27 protein-coding genes are annotated in these 23,843 nt (G+C 60.4%); 10 read left to right on the top strand and 17 right to left on the bottom strand.

The features are described from left to right. Positions 1-13 precede the first annotated feature (13 nt). Positions 14-1,033 (top strand): lipase secretion chaperone, encoded by a 1,020-nt coding sequence (locus N6L25_RS03270; RefSeq protein WP_271977814.1) that lies wholly within the window; start codon positions 14-16, stop codon positions 1,031-1,033. Positions 1,034-1,341: 308 nt separating this feature from the next. Here the strand turns inward: N6L25_RS03270 and N6L25_RS03265 are convergent, their stop codons facing one another. The 3 genes from N6L25_RS03265 to N6L25_RS03255 form a co-directional block, all read right to left on the bottom strand. After that, a complete protein-coding gene (locus N6L25_RS03265; RefSeq protein WP_271977812.1) occupies positions 1,342-2,388 on the bottom strand; it encodes a hypothetical protein in 1,047 nt (348 codons plus the stop codon). A gap of 63 nt (positions 2,389-2,451) precedes the next feature. Beyond that, entirely contained in the window at positions 2,452-3,228 is a 777-nt protein-coding gene (locus tag N6L25_RS03260) for an SGNH/GDSL hydrolase family protein (protein WP_271977810.1), read from the bottom strand. A gap of 165 nt (positions 3,229-3,393) precedes the next feature. After that, entirely contained in the window at positions 3,394-3,939 is a 546-nt protein-coding gene (locus N6L25_RS03255) for a DUF1415 domain-containing protein (RefSeq protein ID WP_271977808.1), read from the bottom strand. A 129-nt stretch (positions 3,940-4,068) separates the two neighbouring features. Between N6L25_RS03255 and N6L25_RS03250 the strand changes: the two genes are divergently transcribed. Further along, positions 4,069-5,004, top strand: a complete 936-nt coding sequence (locus N6L25_RS03250; RefSeq protein ID WP_271977806.1) for a haloalkane dehalogenase — start codon at positions 4,069-4,071, stop codon at positions 5,002-5,004. 24 nt (positions 5,005-5,028) lie between these two features. On the opposite strand, the gene N6L25_RS03245 is transcribed toward N6L25_RS03250, so the two are convergent. Then, the gene (locus N6L25_RS03245) at positions 5,029-5,823 is read right to left on the bottom strand and encodes a crotonase/enoyl-CoA hydratase family protein (RefSeq protein WP_271977804.1); all 795 of its coding nucleotides are present in this window, start codon (positions 5,821-5,823) and stop codon (positions 5,029-5,031) included. Between the two features lie 169 nt (positions 5,824-5,992). Between N6L25_RS03245 and N6L25_RS03240 the strand changes: the two genes are divergently transcribed. Then, complete coding sequence (locus tag N6L25_RS03240; protein WP_271977801.1) at positions 5,993-7,954, top strand: MBL fold metallo-hydrolase; 1,962 nt, start codon at positions 5,993-5,995, stop codon at positions 7,952-7,954. Positions 7,955-7,986: 32 nt separating this feature from the next. Here N6L25_RS03240 and lpoB read toward each other — a convergent pair whose 3' ends face one another. The 3 genes from lpoB to N6L25_RS03225 are packed head-to-tail and all read right to left on the bottom strand — an operon-like array spanning position 7,987 to position 10,538. Continuing rightward, the gene (lpoB, locus tag N6L25_RS03235) at positions 7,987-8,589 is read right to left on the bottom strand and encodes a penicillin-binding protein activator LpoB (RefSeq protein WP_271977799.1); all 603 of its coding nucleotides are present in this window, start codon (positions 8,587-8,589) and stop codon (positions 7,987-7,989) included. 9 nt (positions 8,590-8,598) lie between these two features. Next, the gene (locus tag N6L25_RS03230) at positions 8,599-8,997 is read right to left on the bottom strand and encodes a hypothetical protein (RefSeq protein ID WP_271977797.1); all 399 of its coding nucleotides are present in this window, start codon (positions 8,995-8,997) and stop codon (positions 8,599-8,601) included. Between the two features lie 17 nt (positions 8,998-9,014). Further along, positions 9,015-10,538, bottom strand: coding sequence for a COG3014 family protein (locus N6L25_RS03225; protein ID WP_271977795.1), 1,524 nt, complete (start codon positions 10,536-10,538; stop codon positions 9,015-9,017). Between the two features lie 156 nt (positions 10,539-10,694). On the opposite strand from N6L25_RS03225, the gene N6L25_RS03220 reads away from it, so the two are divergent. Both N6L25_RS03220 and N6L25_RS03215 read left to right on the top strand, forming a co-directional pair. Then, complete coding sequence (locus tag N6L25_RS03220) at positions 10,695-10,973, top strand: peptidylprolyl isomerase (RefSeq protein ID WP_271977793.1); 279 nt, start codon at positions 10,695-10,697, stop codon at positions 10,971-10,973. Between the two features lie 218 nt (positions 10,974-11,191). Then, positions 11,192-11,971: a hypothetical protein gene (locus N6L25_RS03215; protein WP_271977791.1), complete on the top strand. Its 780-nt coding sequence runs from the start codon at positions 11,192-11,194 to the stop codon at positions 11,969-11,971. Positions 11,972-11,981: 10 nt separating this feature from the next. Here the strand turns inward: N6L25_RS03215 and N6L25_RS03210 are convergent, their stop codons facing one another. Next, the gene (locus tag N6L25_RS03210) at positions 11,982-12,494 is read right to left on the bottom strand and encodes a GFA family protein (RefSeq protein ID WP_271977788.1); all 513 of its coding nucleotides are present in this window, start codon (positions 12,492-12,494) and stop codon (positions 11,982-11,984) included. 128 nt (positions 12,495-12,622) lie between these two features. Between N6L25_RS03210 and N6L25_RS03205 the strand changes: the two genes are divergently transcribed. After that, complete coding sequence (locus N6L25_RS03205; protein ID WP_271977786.1) at positions 12,623-13,045, top strand: DUF4399 domain-containing protein; 423 nt, start codon at positions 12,623-12,625, stop codon at positions 13,043-13,045. A 4-nt stretch (positions 13,046-13,049) separates the two neighbouring features. On the opposite strand, the gene N6L25_RS03200 is transcribed toward N6L25_RS03205, so the two are convergent. Further along, on the bottom strand, positions 13,050-13,757 hold the full coding sequence (locus tag N6L25_RS03200; RefSeq protein WP_271977784.1) for a PspA/IM30 family protein: 708 nt from the start codon (positions 13,755-13,757) through the stop codon (positions 13,050-13,052). Between the two features lie 5 nt (positions 13,758-13,762). Continuing rightward, on the bottom strand, positions 13,763-14,032 hold the full coding sequence (locus N6L25_RS03195) for a YiaA/YiaB family inner membrane protein (RefSeq protein WP_271977782.1): 270 nt from the start codon (positions 14,030-14,032) through the stop codon (positions 13,763-13,765). A 214-nt stretch (positions 14,033-14,246) separates the two neighbouring features. Between N6L25_RS03195 and N6L25_RS03190 the strand changes: the two genes are divergently transcribed. Together N6L25_RS03190 and N6L25_RS03185 are read left to right on the top strand one after the other, a co-directional pair. Further along, the gene (locus tag N6L25_RS03190) at positions 14,247-15,008 is read left to right on the top strand and encodes a helix-turn-helix domain-containing protein (RefSeq protein WP_271977779.1); all 762 of its coding nucleotides are present in this window, start codon (positions 14,247-14,249) and stop codon (positions 15,006-15,008) included. A 210-nt stretch (positions 15,009-15,218) separates the two neighbouring features. Next, positions 15,219-15,674: an aminoacyl-tRNA deacylase gene (locus tag N6L25_RS03185; RefSeq protein WP_271977776.1), complete on the top strand. Its 456-nt coding sequence runs from the start codon at positions 15,219-15,221 to the stop codon at positions 15,672-15,674. Between the two features lie 66 nt (positions 15,675-15,740). Here the strand turns inward: N6L25_RS03185 and N6L25_RS03180 are convergent, their stop codons facing one another. The 4 genes from N6L25_RS03180 to N6L25_RS03165 all read right to left on the bottom strand — a co-directional run bounded on the left by N6L25_RS03180 (position 15,741) and on the right by N6L25_RS03165 (position 18,432). After that, positions 15,741-16,091, bottom strand: coding sequence for a DUF1428 domain-containing protein (locus tag N6L25_RS03180; protein WP_271977774.1), 351 nt, complete (start codon positions 16,089-16,091; stop codon positions 15,741-15,743). Positions 16,092-16,210: 119 nt separating this feature from the next. Then, positions 16,211-17,422 carry a DUF5610 domain-containing protein gene (locus N6L25_RS03175; RefSeq protein WP_271977772.1) on the bottom strand — a complete coding sequence of 404 codons (1,212 nt, stop codon included), beginning with the start codon at positions 17,420-17,422 and terminating at the stop codon, positions 16,211-16,213. A 147-nt stretch (positions 17,423-17,569) separates the two neighbouring features. Further along, a complete protein-coding gene (locus tag N6L25_RS03170; protein ID WP_271977770.1) occupies positions 17,570-17,902 on the bottom strand; it encodes a hypothetical protein in 333 nt (110 codons plus the stop codon). Continuing rightward, positions 17,899-18,432: a shikimate kinase gene (locus tag N6L25_RS03165; protein WP_271977768.1), complete on the bottom strand. Its 534-nt coding sequence runs from the start codon at positions 18,430-18,432 to the stop codon at positions 17,899-17,901. Before N6L25_RS03165 ends, N6L25_RS03170 begins: the two co-directional genes overlap by 4 nt. Before the next feature lie 233 nt (positions 18,433-18,665). On the opposite strand from N6L25_RS03165, the gene N6L25_RS03160 reads away from it, so the two are divergent. Then, positions 18,666-19,589, top strand: a complete 924-nt coding sequence (locus N6L25_RS03160) for a glutathione S-transferase family protein (protein ID WP_271977766.1) — start codon at positions 18,666-18,668, stop codon at positions 19,587-19,589. Between the two features lie 41 nt (positions 19,590-19,630). On the opposite strand, the gene N6L25_RS03155 is transcribed toward N6L25_RS03160, so the two are convergent. From N6L25_RS03155 to N6L25_RS03145, 3 genes are all read right to left on the bottom strand, one after another. Next, positions 19,631-20,128: a CAP domain-containing protein gene (locus N6L25_RS03155; RefSeq protein WP_271977764.1), complete on the bottom strand. Its 498-nt coding sequence runs from the start codon at positions 20,126-20,128 to the stop codon at positions 19,631-19,633. 513 nt (positions 20,129-20,641) lie between these two features. After that, a complete protein-coding gene (locus N6L25_RS03150; RefSeq protein ID WP_271977761.1) occupies positions 20,642-20,848 on the bottom strand; it encodes a hypothetical protein in 207 nt (68 codons plus the stop codon). Positions 20,849-20,985: 137 nt separating this feature from the next. Beyond that, a complete protein-coding gene (locus tag N6L25_RS03145; RefSeq protein ID WP_271977759.1) occupies positions 20,986-23,151 on the bottom strand; it encodes a putative bifunctional diguanylate cyclase/phosphodiesterase in 2,166 nt (721 codons plus the stop codon). Positions 23,152-23,594: 443 nt separating this feature from the next. On the opposite strand from N6L25_RS03145, the gene N6L25_RS03140 reads away from it, so the two are divergent. Further along, complete coding sequence (locus tag N6L25_RS03140; protein ID WP_271977758.1) at positions 23,595-23,843, top strand: hypothetical protein; 249 nt, start codon at positions 23,595-23,597, stop codon at positions 23,841-23,843.

Here is a 23,843-nt window from a genome sequence, read left to right as displayed (position 1 = left end):
TCGGTCGGTCGAAATGAATCTGAGCACACGGCTATTTGTCGGCGTAACCCTCGCCATTGGCGCCGGGCTGGCGCTGTTACCCCCCGATCGGCTGGCGCCCACCGGCACCCCTGCACCTTTATCCGGGCCTCCGGCAGGGCTCACAGCGTCCTCGCCACCCGCGCCGTTCGGGGTCGTGACGGGTACCCACGAGGCGTTACCACCGTTACCTTCACATCTGGCGAACGCCGAGCCCGAAGCCGAACTGAGGGTCGATGCCGACAACAACCTGATTCCGACACCGGGCATCCGCAACCTGTTCGACTTCTATCTGGCCGGCTTGAGCGACGAACCCATGGCCCTGACCCTCGGCCGACTCGATCAGGCGCTTGCCGCTCGCCTCCAAGGCGCGGCATTGGCCCAGGCACGAAATCTGCTCCAACGCTACGTCAACTATCGAATCGAGCTTGACCGTTTGAGTCAGGCCAGCGGTCCTGTCTACACCGCCACCGGCTTTGATCTCCAGGCACTGCGCAGCCGCCAGGACACCCTGCTGTCATTGCGGGCGGCCAACTTCCAGCCCGCCGAACGGGACGCTTTCTTCGCCCTGGAAGCCGCCCAGGACAGCTACATGCTAGAACGCCTCGGGGTCGAACAACAGCCGACGCTAAGCAACGCCCAGAAAACCCTGGCCCTGGCGGAACTCGAACGGAATTTACCCGCGCCCCTGAGGGAGATTCGGCAACGGGTGACCCAGAATGCCCGGCTTTACGAACAGAGTCGGCAACTTCGTCAGGCCGGGGCCAGCGCCGAGCAGCTGTATCAGCTGCGGGCTGAGGCACTGGGCAACGACGCCGCCGCCAACCTCGCCAACCTGGATCGTCAACGCCAACAATGGCAGCAACGACTGACCGCTTTCGCCGCCGAACGAGACCGTATTCAACGCTCCGGGTTAAGCCAGCACGATCAGGCCGCAGCCATCGATCGGTGGATCAACGAGCAGTTCACCCCGCTGGAGGCCCGACGGGTGCGGGCCCTGTCGAAGGAAATTTAAGGAGCCTCTGAACAACTCCGGATCATCTCTGGCATTCAGAGCCATTCACAATCAAGGCGCGACTTTTTAGTCATGTCTGGACTTGGCAGTAATGTCTGGACCTTGCAAAAAGGCACAACGCCGAGTGTGGATGGCTCTGAATGCCCCGCAGGGCGCGCTCTGAAGGCTGTACCTGCGGCGTTGCGGCTCTTGCCAAGGCCAAGTTCTTTATCAAAACAGGGCCATTGGCGGCGAACCGCGCCTGGCAGCTACAGCCTTCAGTGCGCGCAGAGACGATTCGGAGTTGTTCAGAGGCTCTTAAACCTGACTCAATTGCGACCATACAGTCGGGGCCGCTGGTAGCGGAAAAAACCGTCCCGCTCTTCCAGCGCGATGGTCGCCGCCTCGTGCCGGAAGTACTCCTGTCGTAATGACGCCAAAGCCCGCTCCAACTGGGGGCCAGACAGCCGCGCCTCCAGTGGCTGCCGGGCCGCCATATAGGCCAGCCCCCTTTGCCAGCGGTCCTCCCGCTGCTGGTCGCGATCGGCGAGTCGTTGCACCTGTGCCTCGGAATAGCCCAACTGACTGCGAATCCGGTCGATTTGCCGCTGACGTTGCTCCGCCGGCAGCGCCTTCAGCCTTGACTGCACGGAATCGAGACCAAAGAAAACCTGAGCGATCAAGCCACGATTCGGCGCAAAGGCCTGACCGGCCACGCCATAGCTTTGTTCAAGCTGGCTCTGCAATTGGAATAGCGTCTCGTCGAGGGAGTATTGTCGGGCCTGGTCCAGAGTTTCGATGGTGTGCCGCACCGCTCGCTGCTTACTCGCCCACAGCGCATGCTCCTCCGCCCAGATGCGCTCCGCATCGGTGCCGAACAATGCCAACCGTTTGTTCCATTTGGCACCCTCCCTTTCCAGGTAGGGCATCTCGCTCAACATCAGGTCGTTGGAAGCCAACCACTGTTGGTAACTCACCAGTTTGTCCAGCGTGCCAAAAATTTCATTGGCGTACATCGGAAACGCCAGCATCACCGCGCGCTCAAACAGCAGTCGGCCATCCTGGGGGTGCGCCGCGATCACCCGATTACGAACCTCCAGCAATCGCGACTGAACGGCCCGGTCATCGATGTCCTCGCCAAATTGCTCCAGCAGTTCAATGGCCAGCTGCTGAACCAGCCTTTGTCTCTGGGCTGCAACTGCATCGTTGGGCGATTCAGCGGCTGAGACGACGTCCCGCTGGGCGGTCACCGCCTGGCCCGTATCGATGTCGGTGCCTTTATCAGGGAGGGTTGGGTCGGCCAGCTCACCGATGCCATAGATCATTGCAAGCGGCGCACACAGTCCAATGAGCACCAACGGGAGTTTTATCGCCATGGGCCTGTCTCCACTCCGTTTACCGAGGATGGCCGGGCGGCTCAGCCACCCGGCCAAGGGTGCCTAAAGCAGTGGCTGGAGCTTGGGCCAGATCAGGTTGGCCAATTTTCGGGAACCGTCAGTATTGGGGTGGATGCCATCAATAACGATGTCGCTGTCGTTGACCACGGGACGGGGATCGACGAACTGGCAGTCCACTGCCGAATAGCTGCAGGCCTGGGCCAGCCGGGTATCGCCGTAATCGATGGCTTCTTCCATGCTATCGAGCAGAAACAGGCCATTCTTGGTGTAGTAGTAACCAAGGTAGATGACATGGTCGATACCATCAGCGTGCATATCATTGAGCAAGTTGACCCCTTCCACATACAGATCGTCAATCAGGGCCTTGCAACGGCTGCTCAGTTGACCGAACTCATACCACTGGGTCTTGCAGTCGTAGGGGTCAAACATGATGGCAGGAATGAGGATGTCATTGCCGCCACCGTCCATGATCACCGTGTCAATGTCCGGATTGTCGGCGCGGGCCATCGCGTACTGATCCACTACCGAAGTGGCAATCACACCGCCGCTCAGCTCGGCACCGGACAGGGTGTAACGACGGAACGTTTCTCCGGCGTAAGCTTCAAGAAAGTCCTGGAGTTCACCGGACAAGGCGAAGATGGAATCGCCAATGGTGATCACCCGATCGTTATCCGCATCGGCGACACGCGGATTGCTGAGCAGGCTTCCGGCACCACTACAGCCGGTAAGTGCAGCCACCACAATCAACGCCGCGACCCGCTTGGAGAAAGCAAAGCCGGCGGATTGAATCCGCCTTGATAGATTGGTTCTCTGTTTCATCATCGTTCCCTTTTGTTCTGTTTGTTTTGTTGTAGTTGTTCAAGAACTGCACAACAAATTTAAACAAAGGCGGAACACGAGAAACGACGACTGGTTAACATTTGCACAAACAGGACACTCTATCACCATCAATCGGCGAAAGACCGAAGCGTATTGAACCTTGGGTTAGCCCTCGCAACAGGTCCGCAGTAGAGCCTTCATGTGCTGCGCCCCCAACCGGTCGACCACCTGAATGTTACGTTGCGGAATGGCGTCCACATCCGGGTACTGGTCGATCGCCCGACTCAAGCTCGCTTCCCGGAGCAGATGCAGCACCGGGTAAGGGCTGCGGTTGGTGTAGTTCTCGGCGTCAGCGCCGGCCGTGCCCTCGAACTGGTAGTGCGGATGGAAGCTGGCAATCTGATAGATGCCCTCATACCCCTGGTGCGTCAGCAGTCCCTCAGCCACCGCCAGGAAGTCGATATAGTCCTGAAAGTCGGTCAATACCCGAGGATGAATCAACAGGGTGGTTTCGATTTCCGGCTGCCGGTCAAGACGCTGGAGCTCCTCCTGTAAGGCCCACACCAGCGCATCCTCGCTGTCGGCCTCGGTGACGGCGAATCGAATCCGGTCCTTGACCAGCTCACGTTTAGCAAACGGACAGAGATTCAGATCGATCACCACGCGTTCTACCCATTGGCGGGTGGCATCAAGATACGGGTGAGAATTCACATTAAGAGTCCAGACGGCTGAGAAGGGTACAGGTGCAGCTATTCAAATCGTGACCGGGAAGCAATCCCGACAAATCCTGCTAACTTTGAAGGATTATAACAATTCCCAGCCACTATCGAGGTAGAGATTATGGACGTGGTACGTACCCCGGAACATCGCTTCAAGCGCCTGCTCGATTATCCCTTCACCCCCCACTACGCCGAGGTGGACGGGGTACGCATGCACTATGTGGACGAAGGCCCGCAGACGGCCAAGCCCATTCTGATGCTCCACGGCGAACCGTCCTGGTCCTACCTGTATCGTCACATGATTCCCATCTGCGCCGCTGCGGGTCACCGGGTGATTGCTCCGGATCTGATCGGTTTCGGCAAATCCGACAAGCCCACCCAAATCGACGATTACAGCTATCAGTCCCATATGGACTGGTTGCAGGCGCTGCTTGACCAGCTGCGCCTGGACGACATTACCCTGGTCTGCCAGGACTGGGGTTCCCTGCTCGGGTTGCGGCTGGCCGCGGAAAACGAGTCCCGTTTCCGCGCCATCGTGGTGGGCAATGGCATGCTCCCCACCGGGGACCAGAAAGTGCCAGCAGCCTTCCAGGTGTGGAAGAACTTTGCCCTCTACAGTCCCTGGTTTCCGATCTCTCGCATCATCAACACCGGCACCTTTCGCAGGCTGGGGCCGGATGAACTGAAGGCCTATGACGCGCCCTTCCCCGGCAAACGCTACAAAGCCGGAGCCCGGGCCTTTCCCCGTCTGGTCCCGGTCACCCCGGACGATCCCGCTCGTGAGGCAAACCTCAAGGCCTGGCAGGTGCTCGAGAACTGGACCAAACCATTCCTCACCACCTTCAGCAATGGCGACCCCATCACCCGCGGTGGAGATCGTTACATGCAGGACCGAATTCCCGGTGCCGTAGGGCAGTCGCATCAAACATTGACCGGCGGTCATTTCCTGCAGGAGGATTCTCCGGTGCAATTTGCCCAGGCGATCAACACGCTACTAACCCGGATGGATCGAGAAACGGTCCCGGCGCAACGGTCGGCCCAGGCCAGCCACGGCTAACGCTCACGACTGGCCTGGGCCCAGTCATTCAGGACGCTCATCCTCAAATTGACCGTGACGGCCCGCGCCCCCCGCGAAACGGGCCGCACCCTGGATGGCTTCTTCGAACACCACCGGATAGCCGGCCGCCCCTTCTAGACGCAAGGCTTCATCCAGGGAGTGGTCCCACTGTTGGTAAGCCGAGAGACGGTCGGCACGCACACACTGTTGTGGAAATCCGGCGAGTTCCCTGGCCAGAGCCAAGGCCGCAGTCAAGGCCTCGCCGTCCGGAACCACCCGGTTGGCCAGACCGATCTGCAACGCTTCCTCAGCGAATACCGGGCGCCCCGTCAGAATCATATCCAGGGCACGGCCCTGACCAATCAGCCGGGGCAACCTCACCGTGCCACCATCAATCAGCGGTACGCCCCAACGACGACAGTACACCCCGAACACCGCCGAACGCTCCACTACCCGCAAATCGCACCACAGCGCCAACTCCAGACCGCCAGCCACCGCATAGCCGGACACCGCGGCCAACACCGGTTTGGACAACTGCATTCGGGTCGGCCCCATGGGCCCCGGGCCCGTTCCCTGCGGGTCCACCTCGTTACGCAGTTCGGGGCTTGCCATAACAGACAGGTCAGCGCCGGCACAAAAGTTGCCGCCCGCACCAGTCAGAACCGCCACCTTCAAGTCCGGATTCCGCTCGAAGGCCTCGAAGGCGTCCCGCAAGGCGGTCGCAGTGGGGCCATCAACGGCGTTGCGTTTTTCCGGTCGGTGGATCGTAACGAGACAGACAACACCAGAATGCACTACCTGAACAGAAGAACTTGCCATGAACGGCTCCTGTATTTGTTATTTGTTATTGATCACGCCTTGGTTCAGGTATCACACCAAAGCATTCCAAACCTGTCCAGCCAGCCGGGAAAGGGCTCCCCCCTGGATTTTGTTTTTCCGCCCATCAGGCGCATAGTGATAGGGTCTTTGGTTTTAGGAGGTTCCCGGAATGGGCGCGTCCAGGCCAGCCACGCCGGCGGAGCTGGTCGACCGGTACTGTCCCGATGACCGGCGGATTCTGCTGCTGGGAGATTCCGGATCGGGCAAGACCCGCCTGATCACCGCGTTGATGACGGAGTTGAATCGACGCGGACGGACCAGTCTGTGCCTGAACTGCGACCCCGGACTACCGGGGTTTGGTGTTCCCGGTACCCTCGCCCTCGGCCGGTTCGATGGCCAGAGCTGGCACCTGGTTGCCAGCCACCCGCTGTGCAGCCTGGATGCCGGCCGGTTCCGGTTACCCCTGCTGATGGCCAGCCAGGAGCTGCTGAAAGCCTTGCCCGACGCGTCCGCCACGCTGTTTATCGATACCCCGGGCCTGACCCGCGGCACCGGTGCCGCCGAACTGATTCCGGCCTTAACCAGCCTCGCCGGGGTCGACCTGATACTGGCGCTGGTGCCAGATCGCACCCCGGTGCCGGTGGCATCGGCGCTTCAGGGTCTGGCGGTAAAGATCGCTCGTCTGGCACCTGCACCCGAGGCCCATGCCCTGCCCCGTTCCCAGCGCCTGCAACGGCGCAGCCAGATCTGGAGCGAGTACCTGGCCAATTCGACCACCGTGGAGCTGTCGCCCGCCACCCTGCAGCTAACGGGCACCCCGCCGCCGCTGATTTCGGGCGACGCCTGGAGGGGAAGGCAGGTTGCCTTACTTAAACAGGGTCGGCTTCAGTGCCTCGGCGAGGTGGTGTCCGCCACCCCTAACGGTGTTCGACTCCGGCTCGCCCGGCCGCCGCATCGGCCGGACCAGCTGTTGATCAGGGACGCCGTCAGCCGGGGTGGTCAGTTACGCAGCACAGCCCGGGCTCGGCCCACCCGTGACGCCGCGATGCCAGAGAGCAGTGGTGCGGCGGAAGTCCGGGTGGAACTGGGCGCACTGACCAGTGTGGCGCGAGAACCGCAAATCGCCGTGCGAGTCGGCAATGTGATGGCAACCCTGGTCAACGGCGTTATGGGTGACCCGTTGTTGCAGGTGCGTATGCTGCACCACGCCCGCAGCCTGTTGTTTGATATCGGCGATACCGGGCGGATGCCGCTGCGGGCCGCCCATCAGGTCTCGGACCTGTTCCTGAGCCATGCCCACGCCGATCACATCGGCGGATTCATCTGGCTGGTGCGCTGCCGCATCGGCCATTTCCCGCCCTGTCGGGTGTTCGGCCCGGCCGGGTTGCTCAAACAGGTCGAGGGCATGATGAATGGCATCCTGTGGGACCGGGTGGAAGACCGGGGACCGTGCTTTGAGGTTCACGAATGGCATCGGGATCATCTGCGGCGCTGGCGGCTGACCGCCGGAAACCGGGATATCGAGACGCTTGCCAGCGTGCCGGTAGAGGACGGCGTGGTGCTGCGGGAACCCGGTTTTTTGGTGTGGGCCACCGAACTCGACCACGGCATTCCGGTACTGGCCTATGCCTACGAACCCCGCTGCCAGATCAATGTCCGCAAAGACCGGCTCGACGCCCTGGGACTGAGCCCGGGGCCCTGGCTCCAGGACCTGAAACGCGCTTACCTGGCCAGTCACTGGCAACAGCGCATCCCCCTGGCCGATGGCCGTCGACCCACGGTGGACGAACTGTCCCAGGCGCTGCTGCTGACCGAACCGGGGGAAAAGCTGGCTTATGCCACCGATTTCGGTGATACCGAGGCCAATGTGGACAAGCTCAGCCGGCTGGCCCAGGATGCCCACACCCTGTTCTGCGAATCGTCGTTCCTGTGTGCCGATCGCGACCAGGCCACCCGCACCCATCACCTGACCACCGACGCCTGCGCCCGGGTCGCCAATCGGGCCCGGGTCAAGCAGCTGGTGGCCTTCCACTTTTCCCACCGTTATGAGAAAAAGCGCGACCAGGTTTACCGGGAGCTACAACGGCATACCGAACGGCTGATCGTACCCCGAAAGGAAGAGGTTTCCTGATCCCGCCGCCAATGGCCGTGGCCGGTTCCCCATTACCAGGCGACGGCGTCGTCCGAACCGCGTTTGATGATGGGGGTTTCATTTTCCCAGATCGCCAGGCCCCGGCGCAGATCGGTGAGGCTGAGCTGGAAGTAGTATTCCACCTGCTGCTCGTCATCCACCTTGTGGTTGCGCTGGATAATCTTGCCGGACAGGCTCAGGTCCGGCGCCTGCAGAGTGCCTTTCTGCTGCACGGTGGACTGGTCAAACTCGGCCGACTCCCGCAGCTCTCGCGCCGCCAGGTTCATTTCGTCTTCCGCGCCGTCCAGGCCCACCGCGGTGGTGGTGATGACCTTGCCCGAACGCAACAGCGCCACCCGGATCTTCTTCACCAGCTGGTCAGTATCGATGCGCTGCATGGTGTCGTTGACGATACGGCTGACCGCCATTACATAACGCTCGCCGCCGGGGCGGTCCACCGCGCCACTGGCCAGCAAATCCTGGATGGCGGCATCGGCGGCCCGTTCAAAATCCCGGTAATCCATGGTCATGGTCACCGGGCCGTCGTCGGCGGCCGGATCAATATAGCGAGTGGGTGCGGCGCAGGCCGCCAGCAACAGGGTACTCAAGGTGGCCACAGCCAATGGTTTTATCATCAGTGTTCCTCAGCGGTCTTCGCGCAGGTGTAATTGAAAGCTGACCACGCGTTCATGGGGAGCTGTCGCCATGAAGAAACGGGTCTGGTTACGCAGAATACGGACATCGCGGTAGCCCACGCCCACGCCGGGGACCACCATTCCGGCTTCGTCAAACCATTGGACAGCCCATTCCATATCCGTATCCTCATAGGCTTCCACCGAGAACTGGATTTGCAACAGGCTGCCGCCACCAGGCTGATCCCGCCGGCTTTGCAGCAGTTCGGTTACGATCAGGGAATGGCGCACCTCGGGGTCGACCTTGAGATCGTCACGCTCGACGTATTCGCGTCCGGGCTGTAACGGCGCGCAGGCCGACAACAGCAGCGCCAGCAGGACCACACACAGTTGGGTGATTTTTCTCGGCATTCCATTCTCCATTTCGGTTAATCCAAATCAGAGTAATCCAAACCAGAGGGCGCGTCCGCCACTGCGGCGGTGTTCAGCCTACCTTCGCCTCTCGCCATGGGGTAGCTCAGTGCCTGATGACGCCCCTGTAGATCCAGCATCGTGACGGTTGCCCGCGTCGCGGCGGTTGGCCGTTTCACATAGACCAGGGTGAATGGCCAATTCGGTAGTGGAAACTCGCCAAGCTGCCCGGACTGGCTGTCCCGGAGCGACAGAGTACCCGCTTCCGGTCGCGCCACCCGAGCCACCGACCAGTGATCCGGCAGGCTTTGCCAGCTGCGCAGATCGGCCTGAGTCGTGGACACAGTATAGAGTATGGCGCCGAACTGGCCGAGCGCGCCCAAGGACTCAGCCGCTTCCCGCTGCATCACCCCCTTGATCACTGCCGAGGCCAACGCCCGCATCAGGATACCCGGAAATCGGGCCTGCACTTCGGTCCGTATCACCTGCCCCATACTCGCCAGCGCCTCGGTCTCCACGGCAGCATCAGGCGAGCCCTCAATCACCAGTTCCCCCGGCAGTGCCGCCCGATCCCGGTAACGTGGCAAAGCGATGGCGGTTATGATCAGCTGAGAGCCGTGATCGCCGGAAACGAACAGCGGAATTTCGAACCGCACTTCCTCCAGCACTGGCCCCAACCCATTCTCGTACAGCACCCAGACCAGGGGTTCCAGCTCCTGACGCGGGCGTCCTGCCGCCAGGGCTTCGGCCAGCTCGGCGTCCCTGTGCAGCACCGCATTGTCCGGAACCATCTGCGACACCCGCTGCAGCGACGTCACCGCCCGCTCCAGTTCCGAGGGGCCGCCGCCGTTGGCCAGGAAATACAGCCCGTGCAGGTAAGTGCTGACCGGCACCATGTATTCCGGATACACCCGCCATTGCGCCGGATCACCATAATGACGGACAACCGCTGACCGGGTCTCGTCATTGCTCAATGAACGCGCGGCGTTGGCCGCACCGCCGCCCTGCTTGCCGAGGGCTTCACGCTGCTCGCGGATGTCGTCGGCAAAGAAATCCACAGCCCTGCGGGTGCGATCATCGGCCCGATTAAACTCCACCCTGGCGAAGTCGGAGTTTGCCTGGGCCAGAAACGCCAGCGCCTTGTAGGTATTGACCAGGATCGCCTCTGACATCAGCGCGCGGTAATCCCGCGACGACTCATTCACCAGCAGCGACACCAGGTCCCGCCCCACACCCGAGATCACGCCTTGGGTGTCCAGGTGTTTCATGCCGGCTTCGGCCCGGTCGAACAGGTTGATCGCCTGCTGAAAATCGCCGGCCAGCCGGAAGGCTTCGCCCTGATGCAGCAGCTGCAGGACCTGGGGCCGGCCATCGGCATCGGCGGCGGCCATAGCACTGGCTGCCGCCTCGTAATCGCCGACAAAATAGGCCTCGTTAAAGCGGGCCTGCTGGCTACGTTGCTGCCATGAGGCACAGCCGCCCTGCAGCAACAGTACGATCAGCAGCGGTACGGAAAAAAATCGACTCATCCAGTTTGCCATGAGGCTTCCGATCAGAATGCCATTTACAACCAGCCATAAAGTGCTTGCCACCAGCCAACCGGGGCGGCAGCATAGCCAGGGAACGTCTGGGCGGCTCAGATCCACGCCGACGTTACAACCCTCGGCAATCACCCGATTAACTGCAAGGTATTTATTATGACTCAGGCAACCGCACGCCACATTCTGGTAGACAGCGAAGCAAAATGCGAAGAACTCAAGAAGGCGATCGAAGGCGGTCAGGACTTTGCTGAAGTTGCCCGACAGCATTCCAGTTGTCCGTCCGGTCGCAACGGCGGCGATCTGGGATCTTTCGGCCCGGGCCAGATGGTACCGGAATTCGACAAGGTCGTGTTCAGTGGCGAGCTGCACAAAGTGCTGGGCCCGGTGAAAACCCAATTCGGTTACCACCTGCTGGAAATCACCAGCCGGGGCTAAGGGCGTCTCAGATTATCTCTGGGACACTGCCTACCCCGTTACAGGTGACCGTCCAGGCGGTCACCGAACCCGGCAGCAAAGCGGTTCAAACCGCGCGTCCAATCGCTGTGCGGTACGGCGCCCCATTCTTCGAGGCCGGCTGAATCGCCGGGCACACCACCTTCAGCACAGAATCGATATCAGCCCCCATAGACAACCTCGCAACCAAGGCAGCCTCCATGAGCAACCCGGTTCAGCAAATCTCCAATTCTTTCTGGAACATCCGAGGCGATCTAAAGATCGGCGGTGTCCTGAATATTGGCACCCATGCCTCACTGGTCAAGCGTGGCAACGGTAAATTTGTGCTGCTGGATGCCTATACCCTGCGAGGCGAGACCAAAGTGAAGGTTGATGCCCTCACCCATAGCGGCACAGAACTGGAAGCTATCATCAATCTGCATCCGTTCCACACGCTGCATGTGGAGGCTGTTCACCGGCAATACCCGCAGGCACGGCTATACGGCACCCAGCGGCATCGGGACAAATTCCCCAATCTGCCCTGGGAATCAGAGTTAACCGAATCGGAGGCTTGCGCGGCACTGTTTGCAGAGGATCTGGAATTCGCCATTCCAGCCGGTGTCGATTTCATCTCAGCCAACGAACACCTACACTTTTCATCCGTGCTGGCCTATCACCGGGCCTCCAGAACGATCCATTCGGATGACACACTGATGTTCCTGCAGCTGCCGGGCCCGCTGGGCAAGCTCAAGAAGCCGCAAGTCACCTTCCACCCGACCCTGGCCAAAACCCTGGAACGACGACCAGGGGCGGCAGCGGATTTCCGGAACTGGGCGCAGGCACTGGCGGCGCGCTGGAGCGACGCCGAAAACCTCTGCGCGGCCCATTCCGCCACTGTGCTGGGCCGCGACAATCCATCGGCTTCGATCGCGAATAGAATTTTGACCGCCCTGCAGAAGGTGGAAAAGACGCTGCAGGCCCACGAGAAAAAATTCGGGTGACGGCTTTGGGTCAAGGAGCCTCTGAATCCTCGGGAGGATCTTCCAGCGCCAGCCGCTGATGCCACTGCGCCAACGATTCGTCGGGGTACTCGCCGAATACCTTGTCCCCCGGTTGGGCGTGGACCGCGACCCAGTTGGCCTTGGAGCCCACCATCAGGTGGCTGTGCTGTGGCGGGATCGGCAACTCCGTGTCGATGGCCGAAGCGTGGGGGTGAACCAGCTCGGGCCAGCGAGGGTCCCACAGCCACAGTGCGCTGCCACAGTGGCGACAGAAATGCCGTTTCGCCGGACTCCGGCTCACCTTGCCGCTAGCTTCTTCGGTCAGCTTCGCCTGGTATACCGACAGGTGATCCCGCCCCTCCACCGTCAATGAATCGAACCGTCCGCCAAGGTTAATGGCAAAACCGCCGCCCCCGGCGGTCTTGCGGCAGATCGAGCAGTAACACAGATTAAACGGGTAAGGATGCGGGCAGTCCACCGTAAACCGAACCGCGCCGCAATGGCAGGAGCCTTGCAGTTTCATGGTCTTTGCACCCTGGTGACAAACCTACTGACAAACCTAGTCGAGTTTGCCAATCCTGCATACTTACCTATGCTTAAGGTATTTTGGATGAATGCCAACCCCACACTGCTCGCACAAGGATCCCGGCCATGGTTCGTTCACTCGCCGCAATGATGGCAACCGCACTGTTGGCGGTGCCCCTGACAACCCAGGCCGCGCCGGCACCCGACGGTGCCGAGGCACGCATCATCTCCCCCAAGGACGGCGCAACTGTCTCCTCGCCGTTTGTCGTCACCTTCGGCCTATCGGGCATGGGCGTGGCACCGGCGGGGGTGGAGCGAGAACATACCGGGCACCACCACCTGCTGGTGGATGTGGAGACGCTCCCGCCCAGCGGCCAGGCCATTCCCTCGGACGAACACCACCGACACTTCGGCGGCGGCCAGACCGAAGTAACTCTCGACCTGCCGCCGGGGGAACACACCCTGCAACTGCTGCTGGGGGACCACATGCATGCCCCCCATACCCCGCCGGTGATGTCCGACAAGATCAGCGTCACCGTGTCGGAATGACGCCTCAGCGTTCCTCAGCCCCCGGATTCCGCCCCTTCCGCAGGCGGGCCAGCACGGCTTCGGCATCCTGTTTGTCCGTCTGGATGCCGGCCCGTCGCAGGCGACCTTCCAGATCGCCATCCGAGGCATCCTGATCCAGCTCCTTCAACGCTTCGTCCATGTCGCGGAAGCGGGTCTGACGGTGTTTGATCCGTTCCAGGGATTCCGCCAGGTCGCCCATATGGGCGTTCAACCCGACCGTCTGCCGTCCCAGGTGGCGCATCACCTGTTCCGCGTTTCGGTTGGCCCTTGCCAGACTCATCTCGCGCTTGAAATGCTGCAGGTTTCGCGCGGCGTCCCGCAGCTGCTGTCGCAACGAGGACTCCTGTGTCGCCAGTTGTTCCGCGTGTTGGCGCTGTTCCCGCAGCAGATTCTCGTCGGCGGCAATCCGCGCGGCCAGCTCCAGCGCCAGCCCTTCCTCGTTTTTTGAGAGCGCCGCCTGCGCCTGGGCTTCCCGCTGGCCGATGGCCGCTTCCAGTTCGGCGTTACTGCGGGCCAACTGTTTGACTTCCGCCATCAGTGCTGCCAGATCCCGCTTGGCCAGCACCATCGCCTGCTCCGTCTCCCGGATTTCCTGAGCCATGATGCGCAGGGCATTGGCGTCTACCAGCTTCTCGGCAGGCTCGCAGGCCGAGGCCCGAAACAACGTGCCGACTTTTCTCCAGATCATCATGGCGTTTACTCCGTATATTCTTTCAGCAGTTGTTGGGCGCGGGCCTCGGAGAGTCGATTGTGGATCCGCCGACTCTCGTGTTCGTCCCGCAGGGTCTTGGACAGGGTGATGGTCGTGCTCACCAGAAACAGTGCGCAAATGGCCATGTACCCTTTCACCAGCAAATCGGTGGGAGCGAACACGATACCCACTCCGGTAGCCAGCAAGGCCACGGCAAAGGACACCTTCACATAGAACAGCCAACTCGCTGAATTACTGCTTATTTCGTTATCCACGGTTTTCTCCTGCACAGAGCATGGGCGGGGTTTGAGATGACGCTTTGAAGCGAGGACCAGACCCTCGGCATCACGTCTGGGCACACTATGTCGCCAACCAGGACACGCCTCCAGACAAACCCAAGAAGTTGCACCTCAGGACACGCGAGGTATTACATTTTGCGACTTTCCGGCCTATGCTGACCTGCAAGCCCCCCAACTCAGGAAGCCGTCCGTGGCCCAAACCAGCGCCATCGTGGATGCCCTTAAGCGGGCACTGAAAGAACACGGCCTGACCTACCAGCAGGTGGCCGAGGAACTCACCCTGTCGGAGGCCAGCGTCAAGCGGCTATTCGCCGAGCGGCAGTTTTCCCTGAAGCGGCTCGACCAGGTCTGTAACTTGATGGGGCTTGAGATCAGCGACCTGATCCGGAGGCTGGAACCGGAGGTCCGTATCGACCGTCTCACCGTGAGTCAGGAGCAGGAGCTGGTGTCGGACAGTGCCCTGTTGCTGGTGGCCATCTGTGCCCTGAATCGGTGGCGTTTCCAGCAGATTCTCGACAACTACCAACTCAGTGAACACCAAGTCATCAGCCGACTGGCCAGTCTGGACCGCATGGGCCTGATCGAGCTGCTACCGGACAATCGCATCAAGGCATTGATTTCTCATGACTTCCAGTGGCAAAAGAACGGCCCCATTCAACAGTTTTTTGAATCCCAGGTGCAGGCGGATTTTTTTCAGTGCCGATTCAACCGACCTGGAGAGCTGCGCCTGTTCCTCAATGGCATGCTGTCGCCCCGATCCAACGACATCATGCAGCAGAAGCTGCGCCGACTAGCGCTGGATTTTCGCCATTGCCACCAGGACGATCTGGGGCTGCCGCTGCACCAACGCTTCGGTGTGAGCATGATGCTGGCCATCCGGCCCTGGGAAGTGGCGGTGTTCCAGCAGTACCGCAAACCCGGCACCGCCAAGGTCTACCCCGGTAGCGGATGAGCCATCCGCCGGTGCGATCGGCGCGTAGCGATAGGACGATAGGGCGAAAAGGCTATCCGGCGAAGATTTCGACTGTTTCGTGTATTCAGCGGCCAGCTATAATGAAAGTGGAGCCCCCGGACGGGTTTGGTTTTCGTTCGGGGATTTCCAAGGATTGGTCGTTGTAGCTCCACACAGTAGTTGTGACTCCAACGATAGGAGGGACGGATCATGATCAGTGAGAGACTGCGAAATTTCCTGGAGCAGAACCTCGTCAAATATCATACGGAAATGCACCCTTCCACGCCGGATGCCATGCGCACCGCCCAGGCCGCCCATGTGCCCGGTCGGGAATTTGCCAAGACGGTGATTTTTAAAGCCGACGGCCGCGTCGGGATGGCGGTACTGCCAGCCACCGACCAGGTCCATCTGGCGGAACTCCGCAAAGCACTGGGTTCCACCGAAGTGTCCTTGGCCAGCGAAGAAGAAATGAAAGCGGCATTCCCGGATTGCGACATCGGAGCCATGCCTCCGTTCGGCAATCTATACGATATGGAAGTCTTCGTGAGTGAACATTTACGTGTCGATGAGAGCATCACGTTCAACGCCGGTAGCCATGATGAAGTCATGAAGATGAGCTATCGGGACTACGAACGGCTGGTCCATCCCAACGTGGTTCACTTCTAGCCCCTGCCCCAGGGCTTGAGTACGGCCACATGCGAGGCATTGTGGCCGTCTTTTCACGCCGGGCGATTACTCCAGAATAACCTCGAATCCTCCGTAAATCAGCCGTTTGCCATCAAAGGGCATGGGATTGGTGTCCGGCTGCATGCGGGGGTCGGACATCACCTTATCCATCGCCTGATTGCGAACATCCCGGGAAGGCCAGACAATCCAGGAAAAACAGACGGTTTCATTGTCCTGACACTTTACCGCCATGGGGAAAGAGGTCACCTTGCCGTTGGGCACGTCGTCCCCCCAGGTCTCGACCACCTGCAAGGCCCCATGTTCCTTGAACACCTTCGCCGCCTCGGTGGCGTGCTTGATATAAGCGTCTTTGTTTGCGGTCGGTACCGCTGCCACGAATCCATCGATGTAGTTCATGTTCATGCTCCTTTGAGAATTGGGTTGGATACGGCTTCCCTACTGGTCGTATGGCGCAGGAAACAATCGACAAACCCAGCGCACTCCCCCCAAAAAAAGCCAACGCCATCAGCATGCAATCAGGTTGGCTGGTCCGCGACCTCCGGCTGGAGCCGTGCCAGGATGCGACGGAAAAAATCGTCCATCGGGTCCAGTTCCTCGGCTTGCTCCGCTGGCGCCAAGGCAGCTTGGAAGTCCTCAAGTATCCGTGACATCAACCCTTCCAGCGCCCCGGCCTCGAGGCCATTGGCCTGGGCCTGCCGACCCAGCTGCTGAATTGCCTGGGCCAACCCGCCCAATGGCCGCAGCGGGCTGGTCGAGGAGGAAGGCTGTTCCGACAACGACTCATAGGCGGCGGCGCGGATGGTACGAGTGCTGGTCAGGTTTAGGCTGAAGCTGGCCAGTTCCTCGCCCTCCAGACCCAGGGATTGGGCGGCCTCGAAAGCACCCTGGACATCGCCGTCGAAGAATCGGCCGGCGACGCCCTGTGCTTGCTCAAACAGTCGGGTCAAAGCCCCACGCTCGGCCTCATTCAGCTCGCCCTCAACGGTAAACCGATACCGTCCCGCGAACAGTTCGGCACTGCTGACGCCGCCTTCGTTATCACCGTCACCGGCACGCACGCCCAGGTAGCGACGCTCGTCCATCCGTACCTGAACCACATCCCCCTCCCGGGTCCGGACCTCGAAGGCCAGAGCGTCCCGCGACAGGCTATCAACCTCGGCCAGGGAACCGCGCACCATCGCCCCACGCTCGGCGGGCTCGTTCCCGAGGAAGCGATCCTCCAGGCTCGCCAGGCCCTCCTGAATTCGGTTAAAGCCGTCGTCAATGTCCGCGGACAGGGTGTCGTTCATCATACCCAACGCTTCAATCTGTTCCCGGGCCTCCCGAAACCCCTGTTCCACGCCGGCCCGGGCCTGAGCCAGCAGGTCCGCCAGCCGGGACTGATCCGCGCCGGCGTCGGCCTCTAGCTGCAGTCGCCCCTGAATAAAGCCAAGTACCCGGGCAGCCACGTCGGCGGCGCTGGGCGGTTCGAACTGTTCGGCAAGGGGCTCGTTCCCCGACCCAGGCTGAGCGGCGAGACTTTGCTGCAAGCGCTGATCCAGGCGGGTACGGAGGAGGTTGATGGCATCCTGGGCAGTGCGTATCTGGGGTCCCGGCGATGTCGGCGCTCGCTGTTCCCCTGGCTTTGGGGGTTGATCTTGGCGGGTTGAACTCAGCGGTTGGCCCGAGGGTTGGGTCGGGATTCGCCCGGTCGAATCGGAGCCGGGGCCAGTTAGGGGAGCAGCCATCAGCACAGCCCTCAGTTAACTCGGTCAATGCACAGACATTGCTGGCAACAGGGTCAGTATCTAATGGTAGTCCACGACGGGACAGCGCATGCTAGGAACGATTCTTCATAGCCTGCCCTCTTTTGAGCATCGAGCAGCCTATAAACCTCACTCCAGGTCGATTCGGCGTATGGCGAGGCGCAGAAAGTCGGCTCGCATCGCCAAGTGCCTCCGCCGCTCGACATCGCGGAGGGACGCCAGCTGGCTCTCCACCCCGGCAAGCTCCTGCCGCAACCAGCCGCGGATCATCACGTAATAGCGGGAATCGGTACCGTGGCGCACGATGGTCGCCAAGGCCTGCGGGTCTTCAGGGTGGGACAGCGCCTGTTCAATCTCCAGCACCATCGCACCGATCCGCTGGGGCTCCGCGGGGCCGGCCTGGCAACCATAGAGCGCCACCGTCAGCCAAACCAGAACAACGACGTGCCAATACTTCCTCATTCCCGGGCTCCCTGATTGAACGTTGCGGGCAGTGCTGCCAGCACGGCCTGGCAGACCTCGTCCTGGTTACGGCCGTCTCCGGACACCACGATTTCGGCGGCGCGGCTATACAGCCGGTGGCGCTCGCGAAACAGCGCCTCCAGAGTCTGATCCGGTCGTTTTGAGATACCGCGCAAGCTGTAGTCCCCGAGGCGCTTGCGCACGGTAGTCAGACGGATGTCGAGAAAGACCACCACACCCAACGACCGGAGATGGGTCATGGCGGCATCGCTGTACACCGCACTGCCCCCGGTCGAAATCACCTGACGCTGCCCGGTGAGTCGGCACAGAATCTGTTCTTCAATCGGTCTCAACGCGAGATAGCCGTCCTGGTCGACAATGTCCTGTAAGGTTCGCCCTTGGTCGGACTGAATCAACAGGTCGGTATCGACAAACCCGAACGCCAGAGCCTTGGCCAGCAACACCCCCACCGTGCTCTTGCCGCTGCCCGGCATGCCGATCAACACCAGATTGTTACGTCTCGCGGTCATTGCCAGGTCGTTCCTGCCGAGTGGTTTGGGCGCGTCTGGCCCGGTATTCTGCATGATCGGCCGCCGCCGGCATCGCGTCAAATGCTACCAAGACCTGGTCCGCACCGTCAGCGAACCCCGCCGATCAGGTGATCCGTATTTCCCGCGACGCCCTCTAACCGCAATCTGGCCAATGGATGCGAAACCCGCAACCACTAGCCTTACTGATCCATCAACCCAATTGAGCCTACGCCGTGTCTGACCTGATCCTCTACCATTATTCGCTTTCACCGTTCTCTGAGAAAATCCGCACCATGCTGGGCTACGCCGGCTTGACCTGGCAATCGGTTATCGTTAAGGAGATGCCGCCCAGGCCGGAGCTGGCGGCCCTGGCCGGAGGCTACCGCAAGATTCCCGTCGCCCAGTTGGGTGCGGACGTATTTTGTGATACCCGGTCCATCGCCGCCGAGATCGCCCGGCTGGCCAACAAACCGGAGCTGGATCCAGACCAACAGCCGGAACAGGTACAACGGTTTATCGAGGAGGTGGATCTGGAGGTTTTCCTGGCCTGCATCATCTCGGCCAGCGGCAGAGGCATGCTTGTCAAACTGATCCGCAATACCTCCTTGCTGGATGCCATGAGATTCCTCAAGGATCGTGTAGAGCTGGGCCGCAAGGCTAAAGTGAAAGCACTCTCTATCAGGCAGGCCAAGCATCGACTACAGGCCCACCTTGAGCGGATGGAGGCCATGCTGGGACAGGACTTCCTGTTCGGTGACACCCCCTGTGCCGCTGACTTCTCGGCCTACCACAGCCTGTGGTTTGTCGTGGATGTGGCGAACAAACCGGTGCTTGAGCCTTTCCCCGCCGTGCAAGCCTGGATGGAAAAGATGCGCGCTTTCGGTCATGGCAATGTTCGGCAGCTTCCTCGAGATGAAGCACTGGACCTCGCCTGCCGATCAACCCCCCGGCCCTTGGCCGAGCCCACCCCAGATGGTCAAACTCAAGGTGCTCGAACGGTATCGATTGAACCGACAGACTACGGCCGCGACCCCGTGACAGGCACCTTGCATCAGGAGCGGGAACAAGGTCTGATTCTGGGACATGAACACCCCCGAGTCGGCGTGGTTCATCTGCACTTTCCCCGTGCCGGGTTCAAGCTGACTGAGGCGTCCTAACCGGCACGCCCAGTGCCTGCATCGCCGCGCTGGCAATGGGATCATCGCGGCGCTGCAAACACCTGGGTCCAGTAGTCAGGATAATCAGCCGTGGAGGTGAACACCCGACTGACCGCGAAGTTCGTGAAGCGGGAGTCCATGATATTCCGGCAGTGACCTTCGCTCGCCAGCCATCCGTCCATGACCTCCCCGACACTATCGAACCCAGCGGCAATGTTTTCGCCCACCACGCCCCACTCGTAACCCGTGGCCGTGACTCGGTGGGAGACCCGCAGGCCGTCGGAACCGGTGTGGCTGAAAAAATTGTTGGTCGCCATGTCAATGCTGTGACGCTGCGCGGCGGGCTGAATGCTGCAACTAAAGGTCAGCGGTGACGTGGCTTCGAAGCGCTGAGCTCCGCAATTACGGGCAACCGCCCTCACCTTGTTCAGCTGGGCCAGCATCTCACGCTGGTAATCGGTCATCGCGCAATCCACCACCGGGGAACCTGACGATCGCTGAACCTGGGATACCGAGGCTTCCTCGGATGCGTCAGCCACGGTGCTGGCCTTGCTCGATGAGCCTCCGCCACCGCCACACGCAGTCAAGGATGCGGATACCAAAATCAGGAGCAGGTTCTTGGGTTGCATGGGTAAATCCCCCTTTCTCATCGGTCGTCTTTTTGACGCGCTACAATCTCAAACTAGGTCAAAAAATCGCCGACGCCATGGCATCTTACAATTCACCACAAATGCACACAGTCGGAGAACTATCACTGCCTTCGGATACCGCAGACACCTCAGGCAAGCTGGCTCGACAGCAAGACTTTCCCTTAAAAAACAACCGGGAAACTCGACAACGAGAAATGACGCCAGCCCACGCATTAACATTTGGTAATAGCAGTTTTAGGGCCAACGGCTGCCGAAACGGAGCCCGTTGCCGCGCGCTTATCGGATCAACCGAGGAAGAGAATCAACAAACGGGAAAATTTGAAATCGAACGCCGAAGCGGGGAGTCATCCATTGCTGTCGTCAGAGTCCGCGAAGCCGGTTACCCCTGGTACAGGCGGCGGGTCACGGTTTTCGAATGCTGTCGAGCAGATGGCTGTAGAGATCGGGGGCAGAAGGCAGGGGGAAAGTGAGGTTGAGCCCTGGCGCATTGACCCGCGGCAAGCCGGTCACGTGGACATTCAGGGTATGGGAGAGAGCAGTCGTAACGGCCACCAGGGCCATCAAGGCCACCGTATTCACTAATACCAACTTGATATAATAGCCCGCCATGAATGCCACTCTCCCACCATAACCGAGCCTCCTTGCTTCGCTTTTGCTGAGAACACCCGGGCAGCTACAGAGCCTCAACCGGCAGTCCTGAAAAACGCCAGGGAGCCCCCAGCCCTCACCAATGGGCGGCTTGAACGTCAAGCCGACCGACAGGATGCCAGCAAGGCGCCCAACTGCTCCGCCGGCAACGGGTGCGCGTACAGATAGCCTTGCTGGAGGTCAACGGCGAGACTTTTCAGCGCCTGCGCCTGTTCGACGGTCTCCACACCCTCGGCTACCACCAGCAGATTCATGCTGTGGGCCATATCGGTTACCGCCCGGACGATGGCCTGGTCCACCGAATCGGAGGTGATGTTGCTGACAAACGACTGGTCGATCTTCAACGTGTCCACCGGAAACCGCTTGAGATAGGCCAGCGACGAATAACCGGTGCCAAAGTCGTCGATCAGAACATGCGCCCCCAGATCGCGCAGAGCCTGCAACGTGACCGCCGCAACTTCGGGATCGTGCATGACCGCCGTTTCGGTGACCTCAAAGCCGAATTCGATGCGCGCCGGGTCGAATGCGTAGGCCGCAAAAATCTCCTGCACCGTCTCCACCAGGTCGGACTGCAGCAGCTGCCGCGCCGACAGGTTTACAGATACGCCGAGCGGGATCGAGACATCGTCCGGTATGTTCCAGCTCTGGGCAATCCGGCAGGCCTCTTTGACCACCCAGATTCCGATAGGCACGATGAGGCCGGTCTCCTCGGCAATGGGAATAAAATCCGTTGGCGCAATCATACCCCGATGCGGATGCTGCCATCTCAACAAGGCTTCCACGCGCACCACATTGCCAGTACTTGCGGCAATTATTGGCTGAAAATAAAGGCGAAACTCCTCTCGAACGAGGGCTTGATGGAGGTCATTCTCAAGGCTTATCCGGCCGGCGACCTGCATCTGCATCTTCGAGTCAAACAGTTGGAACTGAGCGCGACCGCTGGATTTCGCCTCGTACATGGCGATGTCCGCCGAGCCGATCAACTGCTCCGCACTACAGGTGTCCGTCGCGATGGCAATGCCAACACTGGCACTGACAAAGACCTTGTCATCCTTCAACTCAATCGCCGGTGCCATTTCATCCAACAGCCGACTTGCCACCCTGGCCGCATCCCGATGGGAAGCAATATCCGGACACAGCACCACAAACTCGTCGCCGGCCAGTCGAGCAACGGTGTCCGCCGGACGAACCGCGCGGCTTAAACGTTGCGCCACGGTGATCAGTACCTGATCGCCCGCCTCGTGACCAAAGCTGTCGTTGATGCGCTTGAAGTGATCGAGGTCCACGAACAACACGGCCAGGCATGTCCCCTCTGCTTGCCGTCTGGACAGGCATTGTTGCAGCCGATCCAGCGCCAACGAACGATTGGGCAAGCCGGTCAGGGTGTCGTGCAGGGCGCGATGCTCAAGTTCCTGCTCCGCCTTCTTGCGCTCACTGATATCGTGAGCGAAGGCAAAGAAGCTCGGCTCATGCTCTTCCTCCAATGACCACAACGTAATTTCGATGGGGAACTCCCGACCACTGCGATGCAACGCCGGCAGTTCGAGCCGTTGTCCGAGCACTTTGGAATTGCCATCGCGCAGGAAACGCTGCATCCCCCGGTGATGGGCGTCACGATACGCCTCCGGAATCATGATTTCGGCCACCGAACGCCCGACCACCTCGTCGCTCAACCAGCCGAAAATGGACTCGGCGGCCCTGTTCCAGGCGGTGATGACGCCCTGGCAGTCCATGGCGATAAAGGCATCCCCGGCACTGTCAATGATCTGCCGACTGCGCCGTTCGCTGGCCTGCAACGCCCGCTGTACGGCTTGATTCTCGAAGCCCTGAGTCAGTTGAACTCCGATCTGTTTCATTACCTGCTCCAGTTCAGGTGATAACGGTTGCGTTCCGCTGGCGTAAAACTCAAGCATGGCGCTCACGCGATTCGTTTCCCCCACCGGCAGGGTAAAAACCTTGACGAATCGATCATCCTCAAAGTCGCCCTGCGCTTCCAGTTTGCGCCGAAACTCCAGGAAATCGGCTTGATGATACTGCTTATGTACTTGCCAGAGTCCGCCAGCCTCCAAACCGCCATCGGGCAGACTGCGGCGCGCGCGCCCAGCCGGCCATCCGGTGATACGGCATATTCCCTGCAGCGCCATTAACAGCGCTGCGTCAATATTGAGGGCCTCGTTTGCCGCTACCGAAACTTCCTGAAGCAAGTCTACGTAGTGCGCTGAATTTTCCGGGCAATCGTACGCCACCATTTCTTGTGAGTTCATATGCAGTCTCGCCATTCATTCTGGTTGCGGCAGCAATCTCTCGGTCTGAAGGCGACATAGCCATCGAGTTCCAGCAGCGTACCGTGTCTTCAGTGGCATTCCCGTGCGCGGAAGGACGACCGGCCTTAGGCCAGAGCATCCTTTTTGAAGAGTCGTGTTTGCCATTGTTGTACACAGTGGTACATTAGTCCAATTTTCTGCAGGCTACGGCACTCGCCATCGCCACCCCCCATGTTGATGCGCCGCGGGCAAGGTTTATGCGCCCCGGCGCGGATAGCTTGCCCTCTTCACCTTGCCTCCTTCGCCTTGCCTGCATCGAATACCGAAAAGCGGCGGTGAGTCGCACATTGGTCAGAACTCAAGCTGAAAGATTGGCCTGGACATAACCGATTGGGAAACCTTCAACTAAACTGCAACTGAGAGGCCTGAACGGGAGAACGAACATGCGAATACTCATAGCCGTCGGACTCAGCCTAGTGTTGAGCAGTATCGCCTGGGCCGGCAGTTGTCCAACGCTCATCCGGCAAATCGATACTCAGCTGGAAAGCGCACAACTGGACAGCAGCACCAGGCAAAAAATCGTGGCGCTTCGTAATGAGGGCGAAGCCATGCACCAGCAGGGCAAGCATCAGCAGTCGGTGCAAACCCTGAATGAGGCGCTGGAACTGTTCAGAACAGCCGGGGCAGACTGA

This window comes from Marinobacter sp. SS21 (genome assembly GCF_028369065.1).
Classification (GTDB): domain Bacteria; phylum Pseudomonadota; class Gammaproteobacteria; order Pseudomonadales; family Oleiphilaceae; genus Marinobacter.
The sequence above is the reverse complement of the archived record's forward strand: the minus strand, read 5'-3'. Positions and strand labels throughout refer to the sequence as shown.